Source organism: Roseinatronobacter bogoriensis DSM 18756 (assembly GCF_004366635.1).
GTDB lineage: Bacteria > Pseudomonadota > Alphaproteobacteria > Rhodobacterales > Rhodobacteraceae > Roseinatronobacter > Roseinatronobacter bogoriensis.
This window is the reverse complement of the sequence record NZ_SORN01000007.1, coordinates 146,324-167,765: the sequence shown is the minus strand read 5'-3', so window position 1 is coordinate 167,765 and position 21,442 is coordinate 146,324. Positions and strand designations below refer to the sequence as shown.

At 55.8% G+C, this 21,442-nt stretch carries 22 protein-coding genes and 1 pseudogene; 19 read left to right on the top strand and 4 right to left on the bottom strand.

All coding sequences use genetic code 11. The features are described from left to right. Positions 1-4: 4 nt before the first annotated feature. Both EV660_RS14520 and allE read left to right on the top strand, forming a co-directional pair. Complete coding sequence (locus EV660_RS14520; protein ID WP_071479428.1) at positions 5-964, top strand: dihydrodipicolinate synthase family protein; 960 nt, start codon at positions 5-7, stop codon at positions 962-964. Continuing rightward, complete coding sequence (gene allE / locus EV660_RS14515; protein ID WP_084634644.1) at positions 961-1,713, top strand: (S)-ureidoglycine aminohydrolase; 753 nt, start codon at positions 961-963, stop codon at positions 1,711-1,713. The genes EV660_RS14520 and allE overlap by 4 nt, the downstream gene beginning before the upstream one ends. Here the strand turns inward: allE and EV660_RS14510 are convergent. Genes EV660_RS14510 through EV660_RS14500 form a run of 3 tightly spaced genes read right to left on the bottom strand, consistent with a single transcriptional unit; the run spans position 1,710 to position 4,736 of the window. Further along, positions 1,710-2,366 (bottom strand): GntR family transcriptional regulator, encoded by a 657-nt coding sequence (locus EV660_RS14510; RefSeq protein ID WP_071479429.1) that lies wholly within the window; start codon positions 2,364-2,366, stop codon positions 1,710-1,712. The two genes, allE and EV660_RS14510, sit on opposite strands and share 4 nt — an antisense overlap. Positions 2,367-2,412: 46 nt before the next feature. Continuing rightward, positions 2,413-3,801 (bottom strand): dihydropyrimidinase, encoded by a 1,389-nt coding sequence (gene hydA, locus EV660_RS14505; protein ID WP_071479430.1) that lies wholly within the window; start codon positions 3,799-3,801, stop codon positions 2,413-2,415. Positions 3,802-3,806: 5 nt separating this feature from the next. Further along, positions 3,807-4,736, bottom strand: coding sequence for a DUF6282 family protein (locus tag EV660_RS14500; protein ID WP_100319042.1), 930 nt, complete (start codon positions 4,734-4,736; stop codon positions 3,807-3,809). Positions 4,737-5,000: 264 nt separating this feature from the next. On the opposite strand from EV660_RS14500, the gene EV660_RS14495 reads away from it, so the two are divergent. From EV660_RS14495 to EV660_RS14480, 4 genes and pseudogenes are all read left to right on the top strand, one after another. Next, positions 5,001-5,960 carry a Bug family tripartite tricarboxylate transporter substrate binding protein gene (locus EV660_RS14495; protein ID WP_071479432.1) on the top strand — a complete coding sequence of 320 codons (960 nt, stop codon included), beginning with the start codon at positions 5,001-5,003 and terminating at the stop codon, positions 5,958-5,960. Positions 5,961-6,049: 89 nt separating this feature from the next. After that, positions 6,050-7,582: a tripartite tricarboxylate transporter permease gene (locus EV660_RS14490; protein ID WP_071479433.1), complete on the top strand. Its 1,533-nt coding sequence runs from the start codon at positions 6,050-6,052 to the stop codon at positions 7,580-7,582. Further along, positions 7,579-8,052: a tripartite tricarboxylate transporter TctB family protein gene (locus EV660_RS14485; RefSeq protein ID WP_071479434.1), complete on the top strand. Its 474-nt coding sequence runs from the start codon at positions 7,579-7,581 to the stop codon at positions 8,050-8,052. Before EV660_RS14490 ends, EV660_RS14485 begins: the two co-directional genes overlap by 4 nt. A 279-nt stretch (positions 8,053-8,331) precedes the next feature. Continuing rightward, positions 8,332-8,487: pseudogene (locus EV660_RS14480) on the top strand (integrase core domain-containing protein); the annotation flags it as partial. A 184-nt stretch (positions 8,488-8,671) separates the two neighbouring features. Here EV660_RS14480 and EV660_RS14475 read toward each other — a convergent pair. Continuing rightward, positions 8,672-9,361: a TetR/AcrR family transcriptional regulator gene (locus EV660_RS14475; protein WP_071479435.1), complete on the bottom strand. Its 690-nt coding sequence runs from the start codon at positions 9,359-9,361 to the stop codon at positions 8,672-8,674. A gap of 99 nt (positions 9,362-9,460) precedes the next feature. Between EV660_RS14475 and EV660_RS14470 the strand changes: the two genes are divergently transcribed. The 13 genes from EV660_RS14470 (at position 9,461) to EV660_RS14415 (ending at position 21,414) form a co-directional block, all read left to right on the top strand. Next, positions 9,461-11,053, top strand: a complete 1,593-nt coding sequence (locus EV660_RS14470) for an ABC transporter substrate-binding protein (protein ID WP_232727336.1) — start codon at positions 9,461-9,463, stop codon at positions 11,051-11,053. A 56-nt stretch (positions 11,054-11,109) separates the two neighbouring features. Continuing rightward, complete coding sequence (locus EV660_RS14465) at positions 11,110-12,114, top strand: ABC transporter permease (RefSeq protein ID WP_071479436.1); 1,005 nt, start codon at positions 11,110-11,112, stop codon at positions 12,112-12,114. A 3-nt stretch (positions 12,115-12,117) separates the two neighbouring features. Continuing rightward, positions 12,118-12,978 (top strand): ABC transporter permease, encoded by an 861-nt coding sequence (locus tag EV660_RS14460; RefSeq protein ID WP_084634646.1) that lies wholly within the window; start codon positions 12,118-12,120, stop codon positions 12,976-12,978. Positions 12,979-12,989: 11 nt separating this feature from the next. Then, positions 12,990-13,364: a RidA family protein gene (locus EV660_RS14455; protein WP_071479437.1), complete on the top strand. Its 375-nt coding sequence runs from the start codon at positions 12,990-12,992 to the stop codon at positions 13,362-13,364. Further along, the gene (locus EV660_RS14450) at positions 13,361-13,717 is read left to right on the top strand and encodes a Rid family hydrolase (protein ID WP_071479438.1); all 357 of its coding nucleotides are present in this window, start codon (positions 13,361-13,363) and stop codon (positions 13,715-13,717) included. The genes EV660_RS14455 and EV660_RS14450 overlap by 4 nt, the downstream gene beginning before the upstream one ends. Positions 13,718-13,724: 7 nt before the next feature. After that, positions 13,725-15,524: an ABC transporter ATP-binding protein gene (locus EV660_RS14445; protein ID WP_071479439.1), complete on the top strand. Its 1,800-nt coding sequence runs from the start codon at positions 13,725-13,727 to the stop codon at positions 15,522-15,524. Next, on the top strand, positions 15,517-16,428 hold the full coding sequence (locus EV660_RS14440) for a DMT family transporter (protein ID WP_071479440.1): 912 nt from the start codon (positions 15,517-15,519) through the stop codon (positions 16,426-16,428). The genes EV660_RS14445 and EV660_RS14440 overlap by 8 nt, the downstream gene beginning before the upstream one ends. Before the next feature lie 356 nt (positions 16,429-16,784). Continuing rightward, positions 16,785-17,855 carry a PDDEXK family nuclease gene (locus tag EV660_RS14435; RefSeq protein WP_071479441.1) on the top strand — a complete coding sequence of 357 codons (1,071 nt, stop codon included), beginning with the start codon at positions 16,785-16,787 and terminating at the stop codon, positions 17,853-17,855. 22 nt (positions 17,856-17,877) lie between these two features. Continuing rightward, positions 17,878-18,048 carry a DUF7713 domain-containing protein gene (locus EV660_RS18675; RefSeq protein WP_157798876.1) on the top strand — a complete coding sequence of 57 codons (171 nt, stop codon included), beginning with the start codon at positions 17,878-17,880 and terminating at the stop codon, positions 18,046-18,048. Positions 18,049-18,135: 87 nt separating this feature from the next. Then, complete coding sequence (locus EV660_RS14430) at positions 18,136-19,113, top strand: Bug family tripartite tricarboxylate transporter substrate binding protein (protein WP_071479442.1); 978 nt, start codon at positions 18,136-18,138, stop codon at positions 19,111-19,113. Between the two features lie 13 nt (positions 19,114-19,126). Continuing rightward, positions 19,127-19,570 (top strand): tripartite tricarboxylate transporter TctB family protein, encoded by a 444-nt coding sequence (locus EV660_RS14425; RefSeq protein WP_071479443.1) that lies wholly within the window; start codon positions 19,127-19,129, stop codon positions 19,568-19,570. 13 nt (positions 19,571-19,583) lie between these two features. After that, positions 19,584-21,083: a tripartite tricarboxylate transporter permease gene (locus EV660_RS14420; RefSeq protein ID WP_071479444.1), complete on the top strand. Its 1,500-nt coding sequence runs from the start codon at positions 19,584-19,586 to the stop codon at positions 21,081-21,083. Positions 21,084-21,171: 88 nt separating this feature from the next. Next, the gene (locus EV660_RS14415; RefSeq protein WP_071479445.1) at positions 21,172-21,414 is read left to right on the top strand and encodes a hypothetical protein; all 243 of its coding nucleotides are present in this window, start codon (positions 21,172-21,174) and stop codon (positions 21,412-21,414) included. The last annotated feature ends 28 nt before the right edge of the window (positions 21,415-21,442 follow it).

The window sequence follows — 21,442 nt, the reverse complement described above, 5'->3', positions numbered from 1 at the left end:
GTTCATGAAAACATCCGAATCTTATACCACTGCGACGACTTGGGGTATTCATGCAGCCACAGTGTGCCCGATGCTGCCGGATGGGCGGATTGATAAGGATGCGCTTGCTGCGCACTTGCGCGATATCTGCATGACACCGGGCATATCCGGCTTGTTGCTGAACGGCCATGCTGGAGAGGGTGCCTTCCTGACGCTGGAAGAGCGTGCAGAGGTAATCGTCACGGCCCGCGCGCAATCTGCCGAGGGCTGTTTCATCACAGCAGGCGTGACAGCTGAATCGACAAACATGGCGGTCGAGGAAGCACGCGTGTCCAAGCAGGCGGGGGCGGACGCGTTGTTGATTTTTCCGCCCAACCACTGGGCTGGTGGTGTCGATGCACAAATCGTCTGCGAACATCATGGCACGATCGCGCGCGCGGTTGATCTGCCGATTGTGCTTTACAAGGCGCCAGTAACAGCCGGACCGATTTCATATTCTGATGAGGTAATGACCGCTTTGCTGATGAAAATCGAGCAAATTATCGCAATCAAGGAAGGTAGCTGGGAGGTCGCTGCCTATGAACAAACCTGGCGTCTGGCTGGTCGCTTGCGCCCTGATGTCTCAGTTCTGGGTTCTGGTGACGAGCATCTTTTGACAAGCTACCTGATCGGCTCTCGCGGAAGCCAGGTGTCGCTCGCCGCCATTATTCCGCGTACTATCGTCGCGCTGCACGATGCAGTGATGAAACAGGATTGGCAGGAAGCACGCGCGCAGCATGAAGCGCTTTATGCGCTTTCGGTTGCCATCTATCGGGATCGGCCCGCATATCTTGCCACTGCAAGGCTCAAGGCCACACTGAAACTGCTTGGGCGCATTCCGCATGACACTGTCCGCCGCCCTATGCGCCAACTTTCCACTATAGAGTATCGGCGTCTGATGGATGCTATTGATGTGTCAACTATAGCCCTGGAACTTGAAAGATGATGCAGAATATTGGATTGACTCGCTCACGACTCGGCCGCAGTCACGCCCTGATCGCGCCTGACAGTCACGAAGCAGTCACGTTACCGGATTGGCGCCACGCGCAGCTTGTACACCTGATAACTCCCGATCTGGGGGCGCGATTTTCAATGTTTCTAGCTGCCGCCATGCCGGGTTTTTCGACGGATAGCCCGATGGCGGGCTATGAGCGGTTCATTCTGGTACGAAACGGGGCGATCATTCTATCAGATACGCAAGGTTCCAGACGCTTGCAAAGGGATGACTATGCCTACCTTCCTGCCGATCACCCGCACCGTCTTTACAGCGAAGAGAGCGCCAGTTTTCTGGTGCTTGAACGCCAATACTCGCCACGCCCCAAATGCGGCGCACCTTCGGCTTTTCTCGCATCGCTTGGGGAGAGGCAGTCCAACCCGTTGAAAGGTGACGAGCGCTTACAGGTTGCGAAACTGTTGCCGGAAGGGCCGATGTGGGACATGGAGATCAATACCATGACATTCGAACCCGGTGCCAGCCTGCCATATGTCGAAACGCATTTCATGGAGCATGGGCTACTTATGCTTGATGGAGGCGGAATTTATCGGCTGGCAGATGACTGGTATCCTGTAATGGCCGATGATGCTATCTGGATGGGCCCGTTCTGTCCTCAATGGTTTGGTGCAATCGGCAAACATGAAGCGCGCTATCTGATCTATAAAAACTGGAATCGTGACCCTAACCCCGGCCCTTCTTAGCGCAGTTGATGTAATGAAAAGTCCATCAGGCTGCGTAAATGTGCCCGAACGGCCTTGCGCGCATCTGCGGGGACTCCTGCCTCTAGTGCGCCTAGGATCGTTCTATGTTCAACCATGTCTGCTTCGAAGCGTGCGCCTAGATCGGCGATCTCGAACAAACGCGTAGTGACGCGCAGGCGCTCTATGATTGAATAGAGGACAAGATTGCCGCAATTGCGCGTATACAGCCGGTGCATCTGGTCATCAAAGTCCCAATGCGCCTTGCGATCGGATGTGATGCCTGGCTGTAACGCATCAAGCGCGCTGCGCACATCTGCAAGTTCTTGTGCGGGAATGCGGCCGATAGCGTCGGCAGCTGCCTGAGGTTCGAGTAAAGCCCGGACCTTGAGGCTTTGAAGGTATTCTTCCATGTAGACCCGTCGCACCCGATAAGAGCGCCCAGCGTCTTTTTCTAACATTCCAACACCTTCAAGCCGCTGCAGCGCCTCGCGTAGCGGTGTCCTCGATATCCCTAGCTGCATCGCAAGTTTCTGCTCGACAATGGACTCACCGCCCAGCAACGTTTTGTTGCGCACAAATTCAGTAATCCGCTGCACGGCTATTTCTGGCAAAGAAATGCTACGGTTTGAAGAATTCGTGGGGTGATTGTCCATTCCGAAACTCTACCTCTCTTCGCTCAAGCTTAAATCAACCATCACTTTAACGCGGCAGGTACTGCCCGTCACCCAATTGCGCCTCCAGCTTCCGGTCACGGATCATGACCTTGCCCCGTAGCAGGACAGTCACTGGCCAGCCCCGCAGTTCCAGCCCTTCATAGGGCGAATAATCTGCGCCGTCGTGCAGATCCGCATGGCGAACTGTTACCTCCAGATCGGGATCCCAAATCGCGATATCTGCATCAGAACCAATGGCGATTGTGCCCTTGCGCGGATAAAGGCCATAGGTTCGTGCATGATTGGTCGCGGTCAGTGCCACAAATCGATTCAGATCAATTCTGCCTTTGTTGACGCCTTCCGAAAACAGGATTGGCATGCGTGTTTCAACGCCAGGTATTCCGTTTGGAATATGGCGAAAATTCTTCGCACCCCTCGGGTTCAACTTGCCATCTGGGCTATTATATTTGAATGGGCAGTGGTCAGAGGAAAAGAGGTCGAATGTGCCATCCTTCAGCCCACGCCAGCAGGCAATCTGATCAGCTGTATCCCGTGGTGGAGGCGAGCAGACGAATTTCGCGCCTTCCCAATCCATGCCCTCCAGATCTGCGGACGTAAGCACAAGATATTGCGGGCAGGTTTCTGCAGTAATACTGGACCCACGCTTGCGCCCTTGTGTGATTTCGTCGATTGCTTGCCCGTTTGACACATGGACAATCACAACCGGAATATCCACAATTTCAGCAAGAGAGACGGCACGGTGCGTTGCCTCACGCTCCGCCGCCACGGGTCGCGTACTGGCATGACTGGAGGGGCGCAGCTTGTTTGCAGCTTCATGTTTTTCGATCAAAAAACGAATTGCGTCTTCATTTTCGCAATGAACCATCACGGTTGCGCCAAGATCACGCGCAACGTCGAATGTCGCCAGTAATTCGGCGTCATTCAATCGCAGATTATCATAGGTCATAAAAACCTTGAAGGACTTGTAGCCGTCATGGACAGCAGCCGGTAGCTCCTGCCCAAGCAGCTCGGGCGTTGGGTCGCATATGATTAGATGAAAGCTGACATCTGTGTAGCATTTGTGATCTGCAAGCGAATGATACTCCGACAGTGTCTTGCGCAAGCTCTGGCCGCGTTCCTGCAAACAGAATGGCATGATTGTTGTATTGCCACCGAACAGCGCCGAAAGTGTGGCACTTTCAAAATCATCCGCCATCACGATCCCTTCGCCTGAGGGCTGCGCAATATGCACATGGCTGTCTATTCCGCCCGGCAATACGAATTTACCGCTGGCGTCAATCACATCCGCGGCGTGCTGTGCAAGATCGTGCCCAAGCGCGACAATTTTGCCGTCGCGAATGCCGATATCGCACTGGAATGTATCAGAGGCCGTGGCGACTGTGCCGCCAGTGATAGCGATCTCTAGGTTGGTCATTTAGGTTACTCCAATCGAGAGTGGCTGCTTGAGGCAAGGTCAATGCCGAACAGGGCAGCCGGTGCATGTCTGCTCATATTGCGCAACTCAGAATATTCAAATCCGGCGGCGCGCAAGAGCACCAGATACTGGCGGAAGGTTTCGGCCGGTGGCGCAAGTAAGGATATGCCGGCATCAGATGATACGATTGCCTGTGATCCGGCGGCGCGAATGCGCTCCACCTGCTGAGCGAGAGTCACGGCTGATATGCGGTGCTTTTCGCTGTCAGCATGGGTCAAGCCCACCTGCGTGGCATGGGAAAGTACGAAAAAGGAAAATTCGCAATACGCCCCCAGTTGCGCGATAGAAGCGACGATGTCGCGCGCATAATCGGAACAGTGGGCCCGCACGTGCGCCACCCCACGCTCGGACGCGACCTCGGACAATCGTATCGCCTCAGGTCCGGAAACGTGACCGCAATCGAACACCACATCCTGCGCAGCGCAGATATCAAGAATTTCCAGCACCTTATCTGGCACAAGACCGTTCGAAGGAATGTGGAATGCGCTCTCTGCCTGCAAGGCTGTGCGGCCTTCTTGCAAGGCAACATGCCGAGTATGATGTGTGGGAAGTGATACGAAGCGCGCGCCTGTTCCCGATCCATAACCATAGTTCAGCGCGATTCTGACAGTTTCGGGGCAGATACCACCAGCGGTCGGCTGAAGAATGATGCCGCCCAGTACATCTACGCCCTGACCTTGAAGCTCCTGCATAGCCAGCGCGGCATAGCCTGAAGAATTTTGGAAATTATCCATGAGTACAATTGCGCGCTGCCCGACCTCGGCCGCTTGGCGGACAGCATCGAAAACGGTGACGCTGCGGCCATTCATATGCGGACAGGCATGAATATGGCAATCGATGCTGCCCGTCAGAAGTTCTGTACCTTCTGGCCGCATTTTGTTCCTCTGCGGTATACTGTTTGTATTTTCTTATGCAGGCGTATCTTCTGCCTGTCAATGCGCCGAAAGCCAAAACAAGAGGCAAACAAACATTGAGTTTGCAGTTTTCTTTGACAAATGAATACAGATTGTATACCAAAACCGAGATTGCTCGATTGAAACTCAAGCGATCGCTCGCTGTGGCAACGGCCCTGCGACGTCCAGATAAAGACGACCGACTGCAAGTTGACCACCTACGCGTCACCAACAGGAGAACAGATCATGACACTTAGAAAACTCGCGCTTGCGTGCGCTGTGACCGCAACAAGCCTGACAGCCGCTGGCGGCGCTTTGGCGGAATTCCCGAGCGAAAGCCCGATTCGGCTGGTAAGTCCTTATGGAGCTGGAGGAGCGGTTGATATTGCTGGCCGCATTCTATCGTCGGTCTCTGGCGAGTTTCTGGATACGCGCGTCGATGTTATTTCGCTTAGCGGCGCTGGTGGGCAAGAGGCAATCGAGTATGTCCGAGATGCCGAACCAGATGGTTACACGATGCTGATAACGGATTATGGCCCACTTGTAACAACGGCACTGCGCGAAGATGTGGGCTATGAGCTGGATGACTGGATTCCGATCGTACAGATCACAGAAGTCGCTCCTATCTTTTTTGCGCGTGCCGATAGTGCGTTTACATCGATAGAGGCTTTGATCGAAGCCGCACAAGCCGCGCCCGACACAATCAGCGTGGGTCATGGCCGTCATCTGTCTGTACCGCATCTTCCCTTGATCCTCCTTGAACAAGAAGCAGAGTTCAGCACAGTTCACTTGCCCACGACAGGGGGCGCGCAGGCACTTGCCTTCGTATTGGGAGGACAGGTTGATGTTGGGGCTTCGGTCCCGTCGACCATTCAAGGAAGCGTCGATGACGGAACACTTGTTGCCCTCGCGGTTGCAACAGCGGAGCGCGTTTCATCCATGCCAGACGTTCCCACTCTACTCGAGCTGGGCTTTGATGTGGTCATGCCCGCTTGGTACACGATCTTCGCTCATCGCGACGTACCTGAAGAGCGCCGTGCAATCCTTGAAGAGCGCATTATGGCTGCGTTGGAAAGCGAATCCGCGCAGGCATTAGGACAGCGTACTGGTACCGATGTTCAGCCTCTTGGTGCAGAGGCTAGCATGACTGCTTATCAGACAACCATCGGGAACCTGACAGCGATCCTTGATCAACTTGTTGACTAAACTCTTTTCGTGGGCGCACAAGCGCCCACGATTATATCAGCGGAACTAACGCGCTGGTGCAGCCCCCCCTCACTTATTGTGGAGTTGTCATGCTGGAATTCCTTGGCGAAGCGTTTGCGCTTGCTTTCGCACCAGAGGTCATCATCTTCGCCTGTGTCGGTATCCTGCTGGGTATTACGGTCGGTGCAATTCCTGGCTTGTCCGGGGATATGGCTATCGCGGTACTTCTGCCATTTGTTTTTGTGCTTGAACCCGCCTCTGCACTAGGACTTCTGGTTGGCGTCTATAAGGGCAGCATGTTTGGCGGATCAATCTCGGCGATTACCTTCGGCGTTCCGGGGACAGCCGGGGCAGCGGCGACAGTGATTGACGGATATCAGGCCAAACTTGCCGGCAAGCCAAATAAAGCGTTGCATACCGCTCTCTATTCGTCCTGCATCGGTGATACGACAAGCGACCTGATCCTTATTTTCCTCGCCCTACCTCTAGCGCTTGTCGCATTAAAATTTGGGCCTGTTGAATTCTTCGCTCTTTATGTGATCTCACTCACTCTTGTCGCAGCGCTGACCATGGGGCAGGTTGCGCGGGGCGTCGCCGCAGCAGCACTCGGCGTGATGTTGGCTATGATCGGTCGAGACCCGATGACCGGCGCACAACGCTATACATTCGGGATGCCGGAGCTTTCCGGTGGGATCGGCCTGATCCCGTTGCTTGTCGGTATCTTTGCGATTTCTGAGATTCTTGTGCAGATTGCGCGGATGCTTCAGCGTCGTCGTTTTCAGCAGCGAGTGACAACGCCCGCACAAGATGCCCCCGCCTATGATCCTTCAAAGGACAAGATGGATTGGCCCACTTTCCGCTCGACTTTTGGCGCAACCATGCTGGGCACAGGCATGGGTACCTTTATTGGGGCATTGCCGGGCGCAGGAGCTTCGCTAGCTGCTTTTATGAGCTATGGTCTCGCACAAAGGCTGTCGCGTAAACCGAAGGAGTTTGGCAAAGGATCTCTAGAAGGGGTCGCGGCGGCCGAGGCCGGCAACAGTGCGACATCTGGCGCGACGTTCATCCCTCTTTTTGCCTTTGGCATCCCGGGCAGCGCTACAGCGGCCCTATTCGGCGCAGCCTTGATAATGATGAGCATCACGCCCGGCCCAACGATGATGCGCGACAACATGGCGATCATCTATGCGCTGTTCTTCATCCTGATATACGCCAACCTGTTCAATCTTGTCGCGTCGAAAGTACTGCTTCCAGTCTATTCGCGCTTAGCCATGATCCAGCCTCGTTATGTGCTGCCAATTGTTCTAGGGTTAGCGATTCTCGGGACATTCGCTTCCAGTAATTCCATCAACGCTGTCTGGATGCTACTGGCAGCCGGTGTGTTGGGTGTTGCTTTGCGTTGGTTCGGCGTGCCGCTCGGGCCGCTGGTGCTTGGCTTCATCGTTGGTCCAGGGCTGGAGGAGTCCTTGCGACAGGCGCTTATGTTGGGACGCAATGACTGGACGCATCTTGTCAAAAGTCCACTGGCGCTGGGGATTTACTTCGGAACCTTTGCACTTTTGCTGCTATTTTGGCTTCTAACGCGCAAACGGAACGTACTGACAAAGGAAGAGGTGAAATGATTCGGCAGCTCTCTCAAGCGGCGCAGCGCGATATTCTGCTGGCGCTGCTGGTCATTCTTCTAGGAACTGCTGGTCTGCTAGATATCCGGCATGGCACCTGGAGACCTGGACCAGGGGTGGGCAATCACCTTATCCCGATGATCGTCCATTGGGTGTTCGTTCTGACAGGCCTTGCCTTGTTCGCGGGAAGGATTCGCACATCGAACGAAGAAGAGCCAGTACTTACCATTTCGTTGGCGCCAGTTCTTGGCGGGTTGCTATGGGCCGGGTTGTACTTTCTCGCGGTCCGACATCTCGGCGTAGCCGTTGCAACTACAGGATTCATGGCCATTGCCATATGGGCGTTATCGTATTCCGATGAGCGCAAGCCCTTCAGTATTTGGGTCGTGTCCATGTGCGCGGGGGCAGTATTCTGGGTACTTTTCACTCAGCTAGCCCCTATCTTGCTCGCAAGCCCGATCCTGTTTTGACTGAACAGGCGTCAGTATAAAGCGCCGACTTCCGACACAATTCCTGCATCATGCCCGAATCCCGCATCCTCTGCGTTTGCCTCGTATCAGGGTCCGCCTCACTTTGTGTGGCGGAGGGACGGCATTCAAGCGCGAAGAAGTTCTAGTCCGGTATCTACCCCATCGTCACGGAGAAACTCATCCGTAGTCGCCATCGCGAAACTCCATCCTGATTTCCATCAGACGGGAGAGCGCGACTCAGGGCAAAGACTGGAAGGTAGGTGCTAGAACACCCTTATAACAGTTCGGCACGAATGGCGGGATCGATACATCATCGAAAGCATCGAGGAGGTACAAGATCAAGCCACCCAATGGCTCTGGAGTTACAACAACGACTGCCCCAATATGGGCATCGGCGGCATCACACCCGCCATGAAACTGAGAATGGCTGCGTGAATTCTACCGATGCACCCCGTTAAAAAGGGGGAGATTAACAGGGGCGGTATGAAATGTGGCGGGTGAACTTTTAAAGACCAGATACAATTATTTGTGCCTTCAGCGGCTTGCGAGATTGAAATTCTGGCAAAAGAGCCTCCGATCTTCTCGTTAAGGGCATCTCCTGCAGCTTTGAAAAATTATTTCAGGGAGCAGGCGAGCTTCGCGGCGTTGTCAGAAAGCTAAGCATTACTTCTGTTACATGCGCCTTTCTTTCCTTTAGAAAGTGTGGCGCTCCAAGATCGACATCGAAGGTCGCAACTAGCGTATGTTGATTCGAAATGTGGATGAAGCTGAGCGCCAGAATGGTCAGATAGAGGTGAAGTGGATCGGGGTGGTGAGTGAACACGCCTTGTGCATGGCCCTTTGATAAAAGATTGCCAATCTTGTCGATGAACGGGCGCGCGGTGGTGTTGATTGTTTGGGCAATTTGCCCTGCTGCGCGTCCTTTGTTTAAGTTCTCATTCAGGATCATCTTGGGGAAGCGCCGGTTCTGATGCATATAGTCAAACGTGAAATGCGTCAGTGCGACAATTCCTTCTAGAGGGGGCGCGTTCCAAAAGTTGGTTGCCTCCTCACTGCTTCGTAACTCTTCATAAACCCGACTAAGGGCTGCCATGTATAACCCGTCCTTGTTGTCAAAATAGTGGTACAGCATGCGAATGTTGCATCCTGCAGATTGTACAATCCGGGTCGTATTGGCGCCAGCATAGCCATGTTCACAGAACTCATCGATGGCAGAGTTTAAAATCTTTTCTTTTGTTTCAGCGCTGTTGCGCGCGGCTTTGGGCTCTTTGCGTGACACTTTTTTGGAACCTCTGACTTTATTGTTCATGTTATCCTCGCACGCTTCTCAAATCTTTCACACCCATAGAACTAGCAGATCTGCCGCGTTTTCCAATAAGTAAGTAATACTTGACTTACTTGTTTAATCATGTTTGCTTTTCATCAGGGCCCAGTGCTGGATCTGAAATTGTTGTCGGGCCTTGTGGGAGGAAAAAACATGACTCGAATGCCAACTCTTCGCTGCCTAGCGTCAGCGGCGCTTCTCTTCGGCGCAAGCCCTGCTGCCTTAGCGGCAGAGGAAATGACACAGCAACGCATTGCAGTTGCCATTACTGAAACCCTTGCCGGGCACAATCCATACGGAGATGCCGTTGTTCTAATTGGAAGCCTTTGGTGCAAAGTCTATGGCTGCCTCATGCGCTATGATTTTGAGACGGGACGGCCGATTCCGTTTCTGGCCGAAAGCATGGAGGCAGAGGATGAACTGAACTGGATCGTGCGTTTGCGTCCGGATTGGGTGCGCAGCAATGGTGATCCCGTGCTGGCAGAAGATGTGGTCCATTCGATCGATCGCGTTCGAAACGATCCGGAATCAACGTCGGGCTTCATAGTACAGCCGATTGATACGGCCGAGGTGGTCGATGACCTGACCGTGCGCATCACCACGCATGAACCAACGGCTACGCTCGCGGATAATTTGACGCTTCTGCAAATCACATCAAAGCGGCTTTATGATGAACATGGGCAGTCGGTTTATCGATCCCATCCTATTGGTGCAGGTCCGTATCGTCTGTCAGAACTGTCTATCGGCAGTCATATGGTGTTAGAACGAGTAGATGATCATCCGATGGTCGCGCCGTCCAATCCACAGCAAATCATGTACCGCATCATGGCCGAACCAGAGGCGCGCGTGACCGCGCTTGCCAATGGCGAGGTTCAAATCGCCCAAGGCATCCCGCCACAGTTAATTGACCGCATCGAGCAACTGCCCAATGCGCGGACAGAATTCGCCAATTCGGTTGAAATGATGTTTTTGGCAATGAACCCTGCCACCGCCCCGTGGGATGTGAAAGAAGCGCGTCAGGCCGTTGCACATGCGATTAACCGAGAAGGGATCGTGCGGGCGCTTCTCGGCGATCGGGCTACGCTCTTGGACGGACCGGTGGGCGAGGGGCAGTTCGGTTTCGACCCTGACTTCAAATCCCCTTATGGCTATGATCCAGAGCGTGCGCGGGAACTGCTGGAGAGTGTTGATCTAGTGGGGGTAGAGATTGATTTCTATACACCTGTAGGCCGTTACACAGCGGATCGCCAGATCGCCGAAGCAATGGTTCCGATGCTGGAAGAGGCTGGTTTCAGCGTGAATCTGCGAACGCCAGAATGGGCTACACTTTGGTCAAATGTACAGACGGGTGGTGTGCCATTTTATTATATGGGGCGCGGTCAGATGCTGGACCCATCCCGCGCCCTACGGCAGTACTTTGAAACGGGTGGTTCACCGCGACTTGAGTTTTCGGACCCTGAACTCGACGCATTGTTGCAGGCCGAACGCGCTGCCTTCGACCCGGACGAGCGTTACGGCCTCATGCGTCAGGCAATTGCTAAACTCACCGAAGAGGTACCCGCACATTTCCTCTGGCTTCACCAGATGGCCTGGGGCGTCGCTGAAACGGTCGAATACACCCCCCGTCAAGCAGACCGCGTTGATGGCTGGGACATCCACATCCGCACTGCGCCTTAAAACCAGCTGGGGCAGTTAAACTGCCCCAGCCGATGCCTCTCACGAAAGGAAGTCCGATGCTTGCCTTCACCGTCAAACGACTCTTTGGCGTGATCCCGGTTTTGCTGGTTGTTTCGTTGATGATCTTCGCTCTCATGCAAGCGGCACCAGGCGACCCCGTCTCGATGCTGGTATCGGATGAAGCGAGCGCTGAAGACCGTGAACGGATCGCAGCCGCGTGGGGGCTGGATCAGCCTGCTCCCGTGCAATATGCAAACTTTGTCAAAAATGCAGCAACCGGCGATTTTGGTACCTCCTTTCGTTACCGCGAGCCTGTTATGGATCTTGTGCTCGCCCGGCTTCCTGCCAGTATAGAGTTGGCACTTTATGCTACATTGCTTGCAATAGCAGTCGGCATCCCATTGGGGGTTTTGGCCGCAGCCCGTCCGAATTCGGTTTTCGACACTATCGGATCAATCGGCGGTTTCTTTGGGATATCAATGCCAAATTTTTGGTTGGGTATTTTGATGATCCTGATTTTTGCGGGTTATCTAAATATCCTGCCCTCTGGTGGCCGAGAGCCATGGGGGCTTGATTTGCCCCGCATTACGGGCTTCCTGACACTTGATGCGGTTCTACAGGGTCGCTGGGACGCTTTGGTTCATGCGCTGCGATATCTTGCCCTCCCAACCATCGTTCTGGGCACTGCAATGACCGGTATCATCATGCAGATCACCCGCGCGTCAATGCTCGAAAATTTGGGCGAAGATTATGTCATGACCGCACGCGCCAAGGGGTTGTCAAACCGTGTGGTCCTATGGCGCCATGCTTTTCGCAATGCGCTGGTGTCCGTTATCACCATCATCGGTCTGGAATTTGGCGCTCTGATTTCAGGGGCAATCATTGTTGAGACAGTATTCTCTTGGCCGGGCATCGGATTGCTGTTGATTCAAGGAATTACCTTTCGAGACTTTCCATTAATTACAGGGCTCGTGCTCATTTACACGACGCTTTTCGTTTTGCTGAACGTCTTTATCGACATCCTTTACACGATCGTCGATCCCCGCATCCGGATGAGGTAAGCCATGACAACCGCAACCTATACCCGCGCCCGGATGTCGTATGGTTTCCTTCTGACACCAAAAGCCATCTTCGGGCTTATCATGATTGGCGCGCTAATCATCGCCGGAGCCTTTGCCCCTTTCATCGCGCCATTTAACCCCGCTCGTCAAGATCTCCTGATGGCGATGACCCCGCCGCAGCTGACCGGCCCGCACTATCTGGGGACTGATCATGTGGGGCGCGATCTTCTGAGCCGGTTGATTTATGGCGCACGTGTGTCGCTCCTGATCGCGATAGCGGTGGTCTTCTTCTCGGGCATCGTGGGCGTATTCTTGGGGATTGTGTCGGGCTACTTTGGGGGGCGGATAGACAGCTTCATCCAAAAGTTTCTGGAAGTATTCTGGGCATTCCCTCCCCTTCTACTGGCCATCGCAATCGTGGCCTTTCTGGGTCAGAGCCTGACCATCGTGATTGTCGCGCTGGCGTCACAGCGGTGGATCCCGTATTGCAGACTAGCGCGCGCGGAAACGATGGCGCTGCGTGACCGAGAGTTTGTTGTGGCAGCGCGTTCTTTGGGCGCTGGCCATGCTCGCATCTTGCGCGAGCATATCCTGCCCAACATCATCCCATCAACGCTGGTCGTCGGCACGTTTGCAATGGCCACAGCGATCATCTCCGAAGCGGCACTGTCGTTTCTGGGGCTAGGCGTGCCGCCATCAATCCCAACTTGGGGTGGCATGCTAGCCGATGCGCGAGCCTATATCAGCACATCATGGTGGATGGCGCTGTTTCCCGGGCTTTGCATCTTCCTGACGGTGCTGGGCATCAATCTATTGGGCGATGTTCTGCGCAGCCATTTCGACCCCAAGATCAAAAACTTCTGAAAGGATAAAACATGCTCGAACGCCACCAGATCACCAGCCTCGACGGGGCCCGCAAAGCACAGATCGTTGCCAGCGAAGACCTGATTTTCATGTCAGGTATGCAGCCCGACACTACCGATGGCGACATAAGAGAACAGATGCGCGCGGCGCTCAAGAATGTTGACGCCGCACTTGCCACGATGAATGAGGATCAATCCTCGATTTTCGTTATTCATATCTGGCTGAAGGATATGCGCTATTTCAGTGCCATGAACGCGGTCTGGAACGAATGGGCCGACTCGGAAAACCCGCCTGCGCGCACCTGTGTCTCTGGCGAGTTGTTCCGACCGGACCTGTTGGTGGAACTTGTCGTCACTGCCTGCCGGACAAAGGGGGCTGCGGCATGATAACCAAGATTGAACGAATTAGCGGCCCACGCTCGCCGTCAATCCATCTTGGCGCAGCATGCAAGCAGATGATTTCCAGCTGCCTGACCGCGTCGGACAAATCCGGTGATGTTGCAGATCAGACCTTGAATATCCTGCAAGTAATTGAGCGTCACCTGAGCGAAAACGGCTCAGGACGTGAAAAGCTAATGATGGTGCAGGTCTGGCTTGCTGACATCCGCGACTTCCCCGAATTCCGTCGGGTATGGAATGAATGGACCTTGCCTGATCACCCCCCAGCGCTGTCAGTTGTCGAAGCTGCAGCCTCGCGCAAGGACTCGCTGATCGAAATCCGTGCCTATGCCGCTCCATGAGGGTACAATGAGTAGCCATTCCTCCGAGTTGACTGATCATCAGGTTATTGCAGACACACTGCTGTCGATTGAGTGTCTGCGCGTAACCTTTCCTGGCAACGATATGCCTGCTGTGCGTGACGTATCGCTTCGGATATCGAAGGGCGAGGTCGTGGCACTGGTCGGTGAAAGCGGCTCAGGCAAGTCGGTTACTGCAAAGGCGGCGATGCGCCTGATCGAGTTCGGCGGGGGGCGCATCACCGGTGGCCATGCGTGGCTTGAAAATGGTGCAGGACTTCAGGTCGACTTGTTTGCCCAGTCAGAAGCGGCGATGCAAAAGATCCGTGGAAACCGTATCGCAATGATCTTCCAGGAACCGATGACCTCGCTGAATCCTGTGCTGACGGTAGGCTTTCAGCTCTTTGAAGCAGTGCAACGTCATCAAAACGTGGGGCACGCCGAAGCTGAGAGGATCTGCCTTGAAGCTTTGGAGCAGGTGAGTTTGTCCGAACCTAAGCGTCGGTTGCGCCAGTATCCGCATGAGCTGTCAGGCGGAATGCGGCAGCGTGTGATGATCGCCATGGCGCTGGCTTGCAAGCCCGATCTGCTGATTGCGGACGAGCCGACGACTGCATTGGACGTTACCGTGCAGGCTGAAATTCTGGCGCTGCTAAAGAAAATACAGCGCGACACAGGTATGGCGATCTTGTTCATTACTCACGATATGGGGGTCGTTGCCGAAATAGCGGATCGCGTGCAGGTAATGCTGCGCGGTGAAGTGGTTGAGGAAGGAGATGTTCATACTGTCTTTTCGACTCCGCGACATGACTATACCCGTTTGCTTCTTGACGCAGCACCAAAGCTTGGTTCAGCGCCCGCGTCCAAAAACAAGACTAAAGAAACGACTACCCCGGCACTGAGCGTCCAAAATCTTGTCGTCCGTTATCCCTTGAGCGGTGGTTTTTTTGGTCGGGTTCGTGCGAACGTTCACGCAGTCGAGGATGTTTCTTTCGACGTGGCGCGTGGGGAAACGCTTGCACTGGTCGGAGAGAGTGGTTGTGGTAAATCCAGCCTTGCGAAGGCAATTTTGCGCCTGAGCGAACCCACGAGCGGGCGTATCTTGCTGGATGGAGCCAACTTTCTGGAATTTGATCATCAGGAAATGATGCGCGCGCGCGGCGGTATACAGATGATATTTCAGGACCCATTCGCAAGTCTTAACCCGCGCAAACGTGTCGCGGACATTATAGCCGAACCGCTGGAAATCCATCGGATTGGAAGTAAAGCAGAGATCGCCGCTCGTGTAGCTGCGCTTATTGAGCGCGTGGGCCTGCCGCCGGAAGCGGCGGACCGTTTTCCACACGAGTTTTCTGGGGGGCAACGTCAACGTGTCTGTATCGCGCGGGCTGTGGCTCTGAACCCGTCGGTTATCATCGCGGATGAACCAGTCTCGGCTCTCGATGTGTCAATTCAGGGACAGATTCTTAACCTTATTGCCGAACTTAAAGCCGAATTCAACGTGGCGATTCTTTTCATTTCCCACGATATGGCTGTGGTTGAGAAAGTCTCGGACAGGATCGCGGTCATGTATGAAGGCGAACTCATCGAGATAGGACCGCGCGATGCAATTTTGCGCGCGCCCGCGCATCCCTATACCAAAAGGTTGCTTGATGCGGTTCCGATTGCCCATCCCGACCAGCGTCGCGACCGCAAGTTAATCGCGCGTGAGATCGCAAGTCCAATCCGCTCCGTTGGAGCAGAACCAGTGCCGTTTACCATGGATGAAATAACGCCCGGCCATTTCTTACGGCGCAGCCTGCATGCGTGAACTACGAGCCCGAACGCGCGCGCTGGCCATTGATGGGCCGGCGCTTGGCGCGCTGCTCCTGCTCTCGGCTATTTGGGGCTACAACTTCGTGGTGATGAAAGAGGTTCTGGACTATGCCGACCCTTTTTATTTTACTGCTGCTCGGACATTTATCGGGGCCTTGTCGCTTTTTATCTTCGCGCTGTTGACCGGGAAAAGGTTGCCGATCCCGCATTGGAAGCCTATGATCTTGCTGGGTATTTTGCAGACGGCAGCGTTCGGCGCACTTATCCAATGGGCATTGGTGTCAGGCGAAGCGGGGCGGACGGTCGTGGTCGTGTATTCAATGCCCTTCTGGCTTGTCGCGCTTGCTGCACTGTTTCTAGGCGAGCGTATCGGTGCTTGGGCGTTTGCGGCTGTTCTGGGCGCAGCAGGGGGGCTTGTGCTGATCGTACAGCCCTGGACGGATGGAACCCTTGCGCGTGACGGGGCCCTGCTGGCTGTGCTTGCTGGGCTCATTTGGGCGGTGGCTGCGGCAATTGCACGAAAAATGCCGAGGAGCACGGGCGCAAGCTTGCTGGCGCTCACCGCTTGGCAAATGCTTTTCGGTGCGTTCCTTTTGGGGGCACTGGTGTTGTTCTTGCCAACCCAGCCATTGACGCCGGCCCCTTACTTCTGGGGCGCGCTCGCTTATAGTTCTATCCTTGCGACGGGTGTGGCATGGTTTCTATGGCTTTTCATATTAGAACGCATGTCGGCCGGTGCGGCGGGCCTCTCCACCCTTCTGGTGCCCGTTGTAGGGATTGTAGCCAGCTGGCTGCAACTGGGTGAACGGCCAGATATGATGACAGGTCTCGGTATGGCCATAGTCCTGAGCGCGTTGGCTCTGCTGAGTTTCGTAAACCTGAGACGGCGGTCGAAATGAAATTGTGTTGTCCTGCCGGCTTTGTTGCACAAATGCCGTAAGGGATTCACTGTTTGAATCCAGTAGGGTAGCAACTGTACGTGAGCACTTGGCCCCCTACAAAGCACAAGACCTGGAACTGGCCTTCGTACAACACGGCGCCGAGCTTCCTTGTGCCACGCAGGCCAATGCCGGTCGAGTCGCAAAGGTTATGCGGTGGGTACGGCTGGTCCGTAAAGAGCGGGTGGTCCTACTGCTCAGGGGGGCCGCATGTGTCGGTTGAGTTGTTATTCCACAGGTATTCTCGGGTGCAGCGCTTGCCCATGGGTTGTAGCTGTGCTTGTGTCGGTGCAGGTTCTGAAAGGTCCGAATTGCCCATGCCGATCTATGAATTTGCCAGCGATGATATCCGTGCCCTCAGCACGACAACCTTCGCGCAGGCGCAGATGCAGGAGCGGCGCGACCTGCAGCGCCTTCTGCGGGCGAACATCTCTGTTATTGCGCCTGACACGCTCGTGATCGCGGAAGAATTCGGGGACTGGAACGAGTCGCGCCGCCGCATCGATCTTCTCGGTATTGACCGGAATGCGAACCTTGTGGTGATTGAGCTAAAGCGCACCGAAGACGGCGGCCACATGGAGCTGCAGTCCATCCGTTACGCAGCGATGGTCTCAACCATGACCTTCGACCAAGCCGTTGATGTGTTTGATCGCTACCTGACTCAAATCAAAAAGGCGGACACGGATGCGCGGGCCGAGTTGCTCGACTTCCTCGGATGGGACGAGCCCGATGAGGATGCTTTCGCGCAGGACGTCAGGATTGTTCTGGCTTCCGCCGAGTTCAGCCGTGAGGTGACGACATCGGTGCTCTGGCTGATTGATCGCGGCATCGACATTCGCTGCGTGCGGCTGCAGCCCTACGACATGAATGGGCGCGTGCTGGTGGATGTCCAACAGATCATCCCGCTTCCCGAGGCCGCTGAATATCAGGTCCAGGTGCGTGAGAAGGCACGCAAGGAGCGTGAGGCACGCACAAGTGGTGCAGATTTCACGCGATACGATGTGACACTCGGCGCGCAAAAGCACCTGGCTGAGACGAAGCGACGTGCGCTCTATCTCGTGTTCCGGCACTTGGTGGATAGCGGTCTCGATCCGGAGGTCCTTGTGGCGCATTGTGGTCGTCGTGCCGGTCGCGCGCTTTATGCCGTGGATGGTGAGGTCGACCGGGATGAATTCATGCGTCTGGCCGACATTGCTATGTCGGCAGGTGGCCGGAAGTTCCGCCCGAACCGATTCTTTTGCAGCGAGGATGAGCTGATCCGTCGCAATGGCCGAACATACGCGTTCTCGAACCAGTGGGGCGGTGACGGGTGGATGGAGGCCATGTCCGGGTTGCAAGATGCGCACCCCGACCGGGAAATCACCTTCACCCCGGTTGAGATGGGGTAATCGGGCCAAGGGCAGCTAGGGCGTGGACGGCGACCTTGTGGTTTGTGTTGATGACCAGAAACTTGATGTAGGGGCATTTTTGTGGCTGATCCGACCCTTTTGTGGTTGGGGGATGCGCATCACGTTCACGGACGAGTCGCAAATCCATGGTGATCCGGAAGTGACCCTGCGCGAACCCGAAGATCAGGGCTGAGTGGAGGGTCGATAACTATCTGCACCAAAGCCCTTGCATTCAAATCAAAGTCTTGGTTCTTTGCACGCAACGAAACGGGAGAACATCATGAACACATCGATCACTTGGCGTTTGGCGCTGGCCGGCGCTATTTGTAGCGTAGTGCTGCCTGCCACGGCGCAGGCCGACTGGCCCTCGCAACCTGTGCGCGTCTTTGTCGGATTTCCTGCAGGCTCTTCGCCGGATGTGCTCGCGAGGATCGTGACCGAGGCTCTGTCAGAGCGCCTTGGTCAGCCTGTAGTGATCGAAAACCGCCCCGGTGCGGGCGGAGTGATCGGGATTCAGCAGATGCTGGTCTCTGCTGGTGATGGGCATACTTTCGGAACCACCATCAACGGGCCGATGACGACAGCGCAGCGAATGATGGATGACACTGGCTTCAACGTCGCGGAAGATATCGCGCCGGTCACGCTTTTGGCGACCTCGCCGCTGGTACTGGCCGTGGCCAGCGCGAGCGGGATCGAGGATCTGGAGAGTTTTATCGCGGCCGCCGGGGCCGAGGTTGACGCGCTGACCTACGGCTCGGTTGGGCAAGGCTCGGGCGCGCATCTCACGGCTGAACTCTTTGCCGCTGAGGCTGGGGTCAGCATGCTTCATATTCCCTTCACCAGCTATGCAGAAGTGACAACCTCGATCATCGGCGGCGAGATCAATGCGGGGTTCATGGCACCCTCAGCAGCGATGTCCTTTGTCGAGGCTGGCACGATGAATGTACTTGGCATAACCTCCTCCGAACCTTTTGGGCAAGCCCCGGATGTGCCGCTGATCGCGGGCAATGCCGGGCTGTCGGATGATTTCCGTGCCGAGCTATGGAACGGCTTCATCGCCCCGGCAGGCACGGACGAGGCGATAATCGCCCGGCTGAGTGCCGAGATCACCGAAATCCTCAGTGATCCGGAAGTGCAGGAACGGATGCTGGGCATGGGCTGGCAAGTGGCCCCTGGCACCGCTGATGACATGGCCGATCGGATCGCAGCGGATACCGAAATGTGGGGCGCAGTGATTGACAGGATCGAGGCGCAATAACCAGAGCCCCGCAATGCAACGCGATTGGCCAGAGGTCTGGGGCGGTCTGATCCTCGCGATGATCGGCATCGGCGCCGCTTTCTATGCCTGGCAGAATTACGATCTTGGAACGCTGCGCCAGATGGGGCCGGGCTTCTTCCCCGTTGCAATGGGTGTTGCCCTTTGTGGTTTTGGCTTGATCATCGCTCTGCCCGGTCTCTGGCGGCGCAGCGAGGGGGTGCCATTCGATATCGCGTCACTGCTCCTGATACTCGCAGCGGTGCTTGTCTTCGGGCTAGCACTGCCGCGACTGGGCCTTGTCGGCACTGCCTTTGCGACCGTTCTTATCGCGACCTTGCCAGCCGAGCGGAGGGGCTGGGTCTGGCGCGGTGTTCTGGCACTGGCGATCACGCTTGTGACAGTGCTGGTGTTTCATGTCGGGCTGCGTATGACGCTCCCGCTCTGGCCTCGGCTATGATGAGGCACCCTTTATGAATACCTGGGACAGCCTGCTTCTGGGGCTGAGCTTCGCATTACAGCCGCATGTGCTGGTCTATTGCATCCTCGGCGTGCTGCTGGGCTCCTTCGTGGGGGTGCTGCCCGGTATCGGGGCGATGGCCGCCATTTCGCTGCTGCTGCCGCTGACATTCTACATGAGCCCCGAAGCCGCGCTGATCATGCTGGCCGGTGTCTATTACGGGGCGCAATATGGCGGCGCTGTGGCGTCGATCTTGTTGCGTCTGCCCGGGACACCACAATCTGCTGTAACCACGCTCGATGGCTACCCGATGACGCAACAGGGGCGCGGGGGAATTGCGCTGTTCACGGCGATGGTGTCGTCTTTTTCCGGATCCCTTATCGGGATCGTGGTTCTGGTCATGCTGGCGGGCTGGCTGTCGGGGCTGGCCACTCGTTTCGGCGCCGCTGACTACGCCATGATGATGATTTTCGGTCTGGTTGCGGCATCGACGATTGGCGCCTCGCGCCCGGCCAAGGGCTTCGCGATGATCACGCTTGGTGTGCTGCTTGGCTGTATCGGGACTGATGTCAATTCAGGCGCGCAGCGCTTTACCTTCGGCCATGCCGAGCTTCTCGACGGCCTGAACCTTGTCGCGCTCGCGATGGGCTTGTTCGGTGTGGCCGAAGTAATCGCCAATATCCGCAATCCCGAAAGGCAGAGCATCGCCGCCCGCATTCCGCTGCGCAGCCTACTGCCCACGCGCGATGACCTGCGCCGCCTCCCGCTGCCGATCCTGCGCGGCGGCACTCTGGGCAGCTTTTTCGGGGCACTGCCCGGCACGGGCTCGACCTTGTCGGCCTTTCTCGCCTATGCGACCGAACGCCGGCTTGCGCGTCAACCCGAACGTTTCGGCAAGGGCGCTGTTGAGGGCGTCGCCGGTCCCGAAGCGGGCAATAACGCGGCCTCGATCACCGCCTTCACCCCGACCCTGACACTCGGTATCCCCGGCGATCCGATCATGGCGCTTATGCTAGGGGCCTTGATCATTCACGGCGTCCAGCCCGGCCCGATGATGCTCGAGGCCCGACCCGAGATGTTCTGGGGGCTTGTAGCCAGCTTCGGGATTGGCAATTTGCTTCTGATCCTGATCAACTTACCTCTGATCGGTATATGGATCGCGATGCTGCGCATCCCGTTCAACTACCTCTATCCCGCGATCATCGTCTTCCTGTGCCTTGGCGTATATTCCGTGCGCGGCCTGGCATTCGACATCGTGCTGGTCGCAGGCATCGGGCTGGCGGGGTATCTGATGACGCTGGCCAAACTCAGCCCGGCGCTGCTGCTACTCGGGTTTGTTCTCGGTCCCTTGATCGAGACCAACCTGCGCCGTGCCCTGCTGATCGCGCGCGGAGATCCGATGGTGTTTCTTGAGCGACCGATTTCTGCCGGGTTCGTTCTCGCCAGTATGGTCTTGTTGCTTGTGCCGCTGTGGAAAATCTGGCGCAGAAAACGCGCTGCGGCGGACTTTTAATACGGCGAAATCGCGTGAACGCAGCCCTTCCATATGTGTAATCCGCATGGAAGGAACCTTAACCCACTCATTGCGATGGATACTGAGGATGAGCTTTCTGATCGCGGATTTGACTCTTTTTTACGCTGCAACGGCCCCGGATGTACAAAACATATTGGAACAGCGCGCGCCAGAATTCGCAAATCTCGATATGCATTTGAGATCAGGTATAAGTTTCGATCTTGCAAGAGTGCTTCGCACAAAGGGCCTGCCTTTTGCATGCGTCTTGGGCAACGATGCGTCCTCCCTCCCCAAAGACTTACCGAACGGCAATATCTATCAATTTCGATGACTTGGTCAAATTGATCGCAGAGACGGGG

Bases quoted from the DNA above. Each gene is read 5' to 3' on its own strand.
- EV660_RS14520 (WP_071479428.1), top strand. From the start codon at position 5: ATGAAAACATCCGAATCTTATACCACTGCGACGACTTGGGGTATTCAT.
- allE (WP_084634644.1), top strand. From the start codon at position 961: ATGATGCAGAATATTGGATTGACTCGCTCACGACTCGGCCGCAGTCAC.
- EV660_RS14510 (WP_071479429.1), bottom strand. From the start codon at position 2,366: ATGGACAATCACCCCACGAATTCTTCAAACCGTAGCATTTCTTTGCCA.
- hydA (WP_071479430.1), bottom strand. From the start codon at position 3,801: ATGACCAACCTAGAGATCGCTATCACTGGCGGCACAGTCGCCACGGCC.
- EV660_RS14500 (WP_100319042.1), bottom strand. From the start codon at position 4,736: ATGCGGCCAGAAGGTACAGAACTTCTGACGGGCAGCATCGATTGCCAT.
- EV660_RS14495 (WP_071479432.1), top strand. From the start codon at position 5,001: ATGACACTTAGAAAACTCGCGCTTGCGTGCGCTGTGACCGCAACAAGC.
- EV660_RS14490 (WP_071479433.1), top strand. From the start codon at position 6,050: ATGCTGGAATTCCTTGGCGAAGCGTTTGCGCTTGCTTTCGCACCAGAG.
- EV660_RS14485 (WP_071479434.1), top strand. From the start codon at position 7,579: ATGATTCGGCAGCTCTCTCAAGCGGCGCAGCGCGATATTCTGCTGGCG.
- EV660_RS14475 (WP_071479435.1), bottom strand. From the start codon at position 9,361: ATGAACAATAAAGTCAGAGGTTCCAAAAAAGTGTCACGCAAAGAGCCC.
- EV660_RS14470 (WP_232727336.1), top strand. From the start codon at position 9,461: ATGTTTGCTTTTCATCAGGGCCCAGTGCTGGATCTGAAATTGTTGTCG.
- EV660_RS14465 (WP_071479436.1), top strand. From the start codon at position 11,110: ATGCTTGCCTTCACCGTCAAACGACTCTTTGGCGTGATCCCGGTTTTG.
- EV660_RS14460 (WP_084634646.1), top strand. From the start codon at position 12,118: ATGACAACCGCAACCTATACCCGCGCCCGGATGTCGTATGGTTTCCTT.
- EV660_RS14455 (WP_071479437.1), top strand. From the start codon at position 12,990: ATGCTCGAACGCCACCAGATCACCAGCCTCGACGGGGCCCGCAAAGCA.
- EV660_RS14450 (WP_071479438.1), top strand. From the start codon at position 13,361: ATGATAACCAAGATTGAACGAATTAGCGGCCCACGCTCGCCGTCAATC.
- EV660_RS14445 (WP_071479439.1), top strand. From the start codon at position 13,725: ATGAGTAGCCATTCCTCCGAGTTGACTGATCATCAGGTTATTGCAGAC.
- EV660_RS14440 (WP_071479440.1), top strand. From the start codon at position 15,517: ATGCGTGAACTACGAGCCCGAACGCGCGCGCTGGCCATTGATGGGCCG.
- EV660_RS14435 (WP_071479441.1), top strand. From the start codon at position 16,785: ATGCCGATCTATGAATTTGCCAGCGATGATATCCGTGCCCTCAGCACG.
- EV660_RS14430 (WP_071479442.1), top strand. From the start codon at position 18,136: ATGAACACATCGATCACTTGGCGTTTGGCGCTGGCCGGCGCTATTTGT.
- EV660_RS14425 (WP_071479443.1), top strand. From the start codon at position 19,127: ATGCAACGCGATTGGCCAGAGGTCTGGGGCGGTCTGATCCTCGCGATG.
- EV660_RS14420 (WP_071479444.1), top strand. From the start codon at position 19,584: ATGAATACCTGGGACAGCCTGCTTCTGGGGCTGAGCTTCGCATTACAG.
- EV660_RS14415 (WP_071479445.1), top strand. From the start codon at position 21,172: ATGAGCTTTCTGATCGCGGATTTGACTCTTTTTTACGCTGCAACGGCC.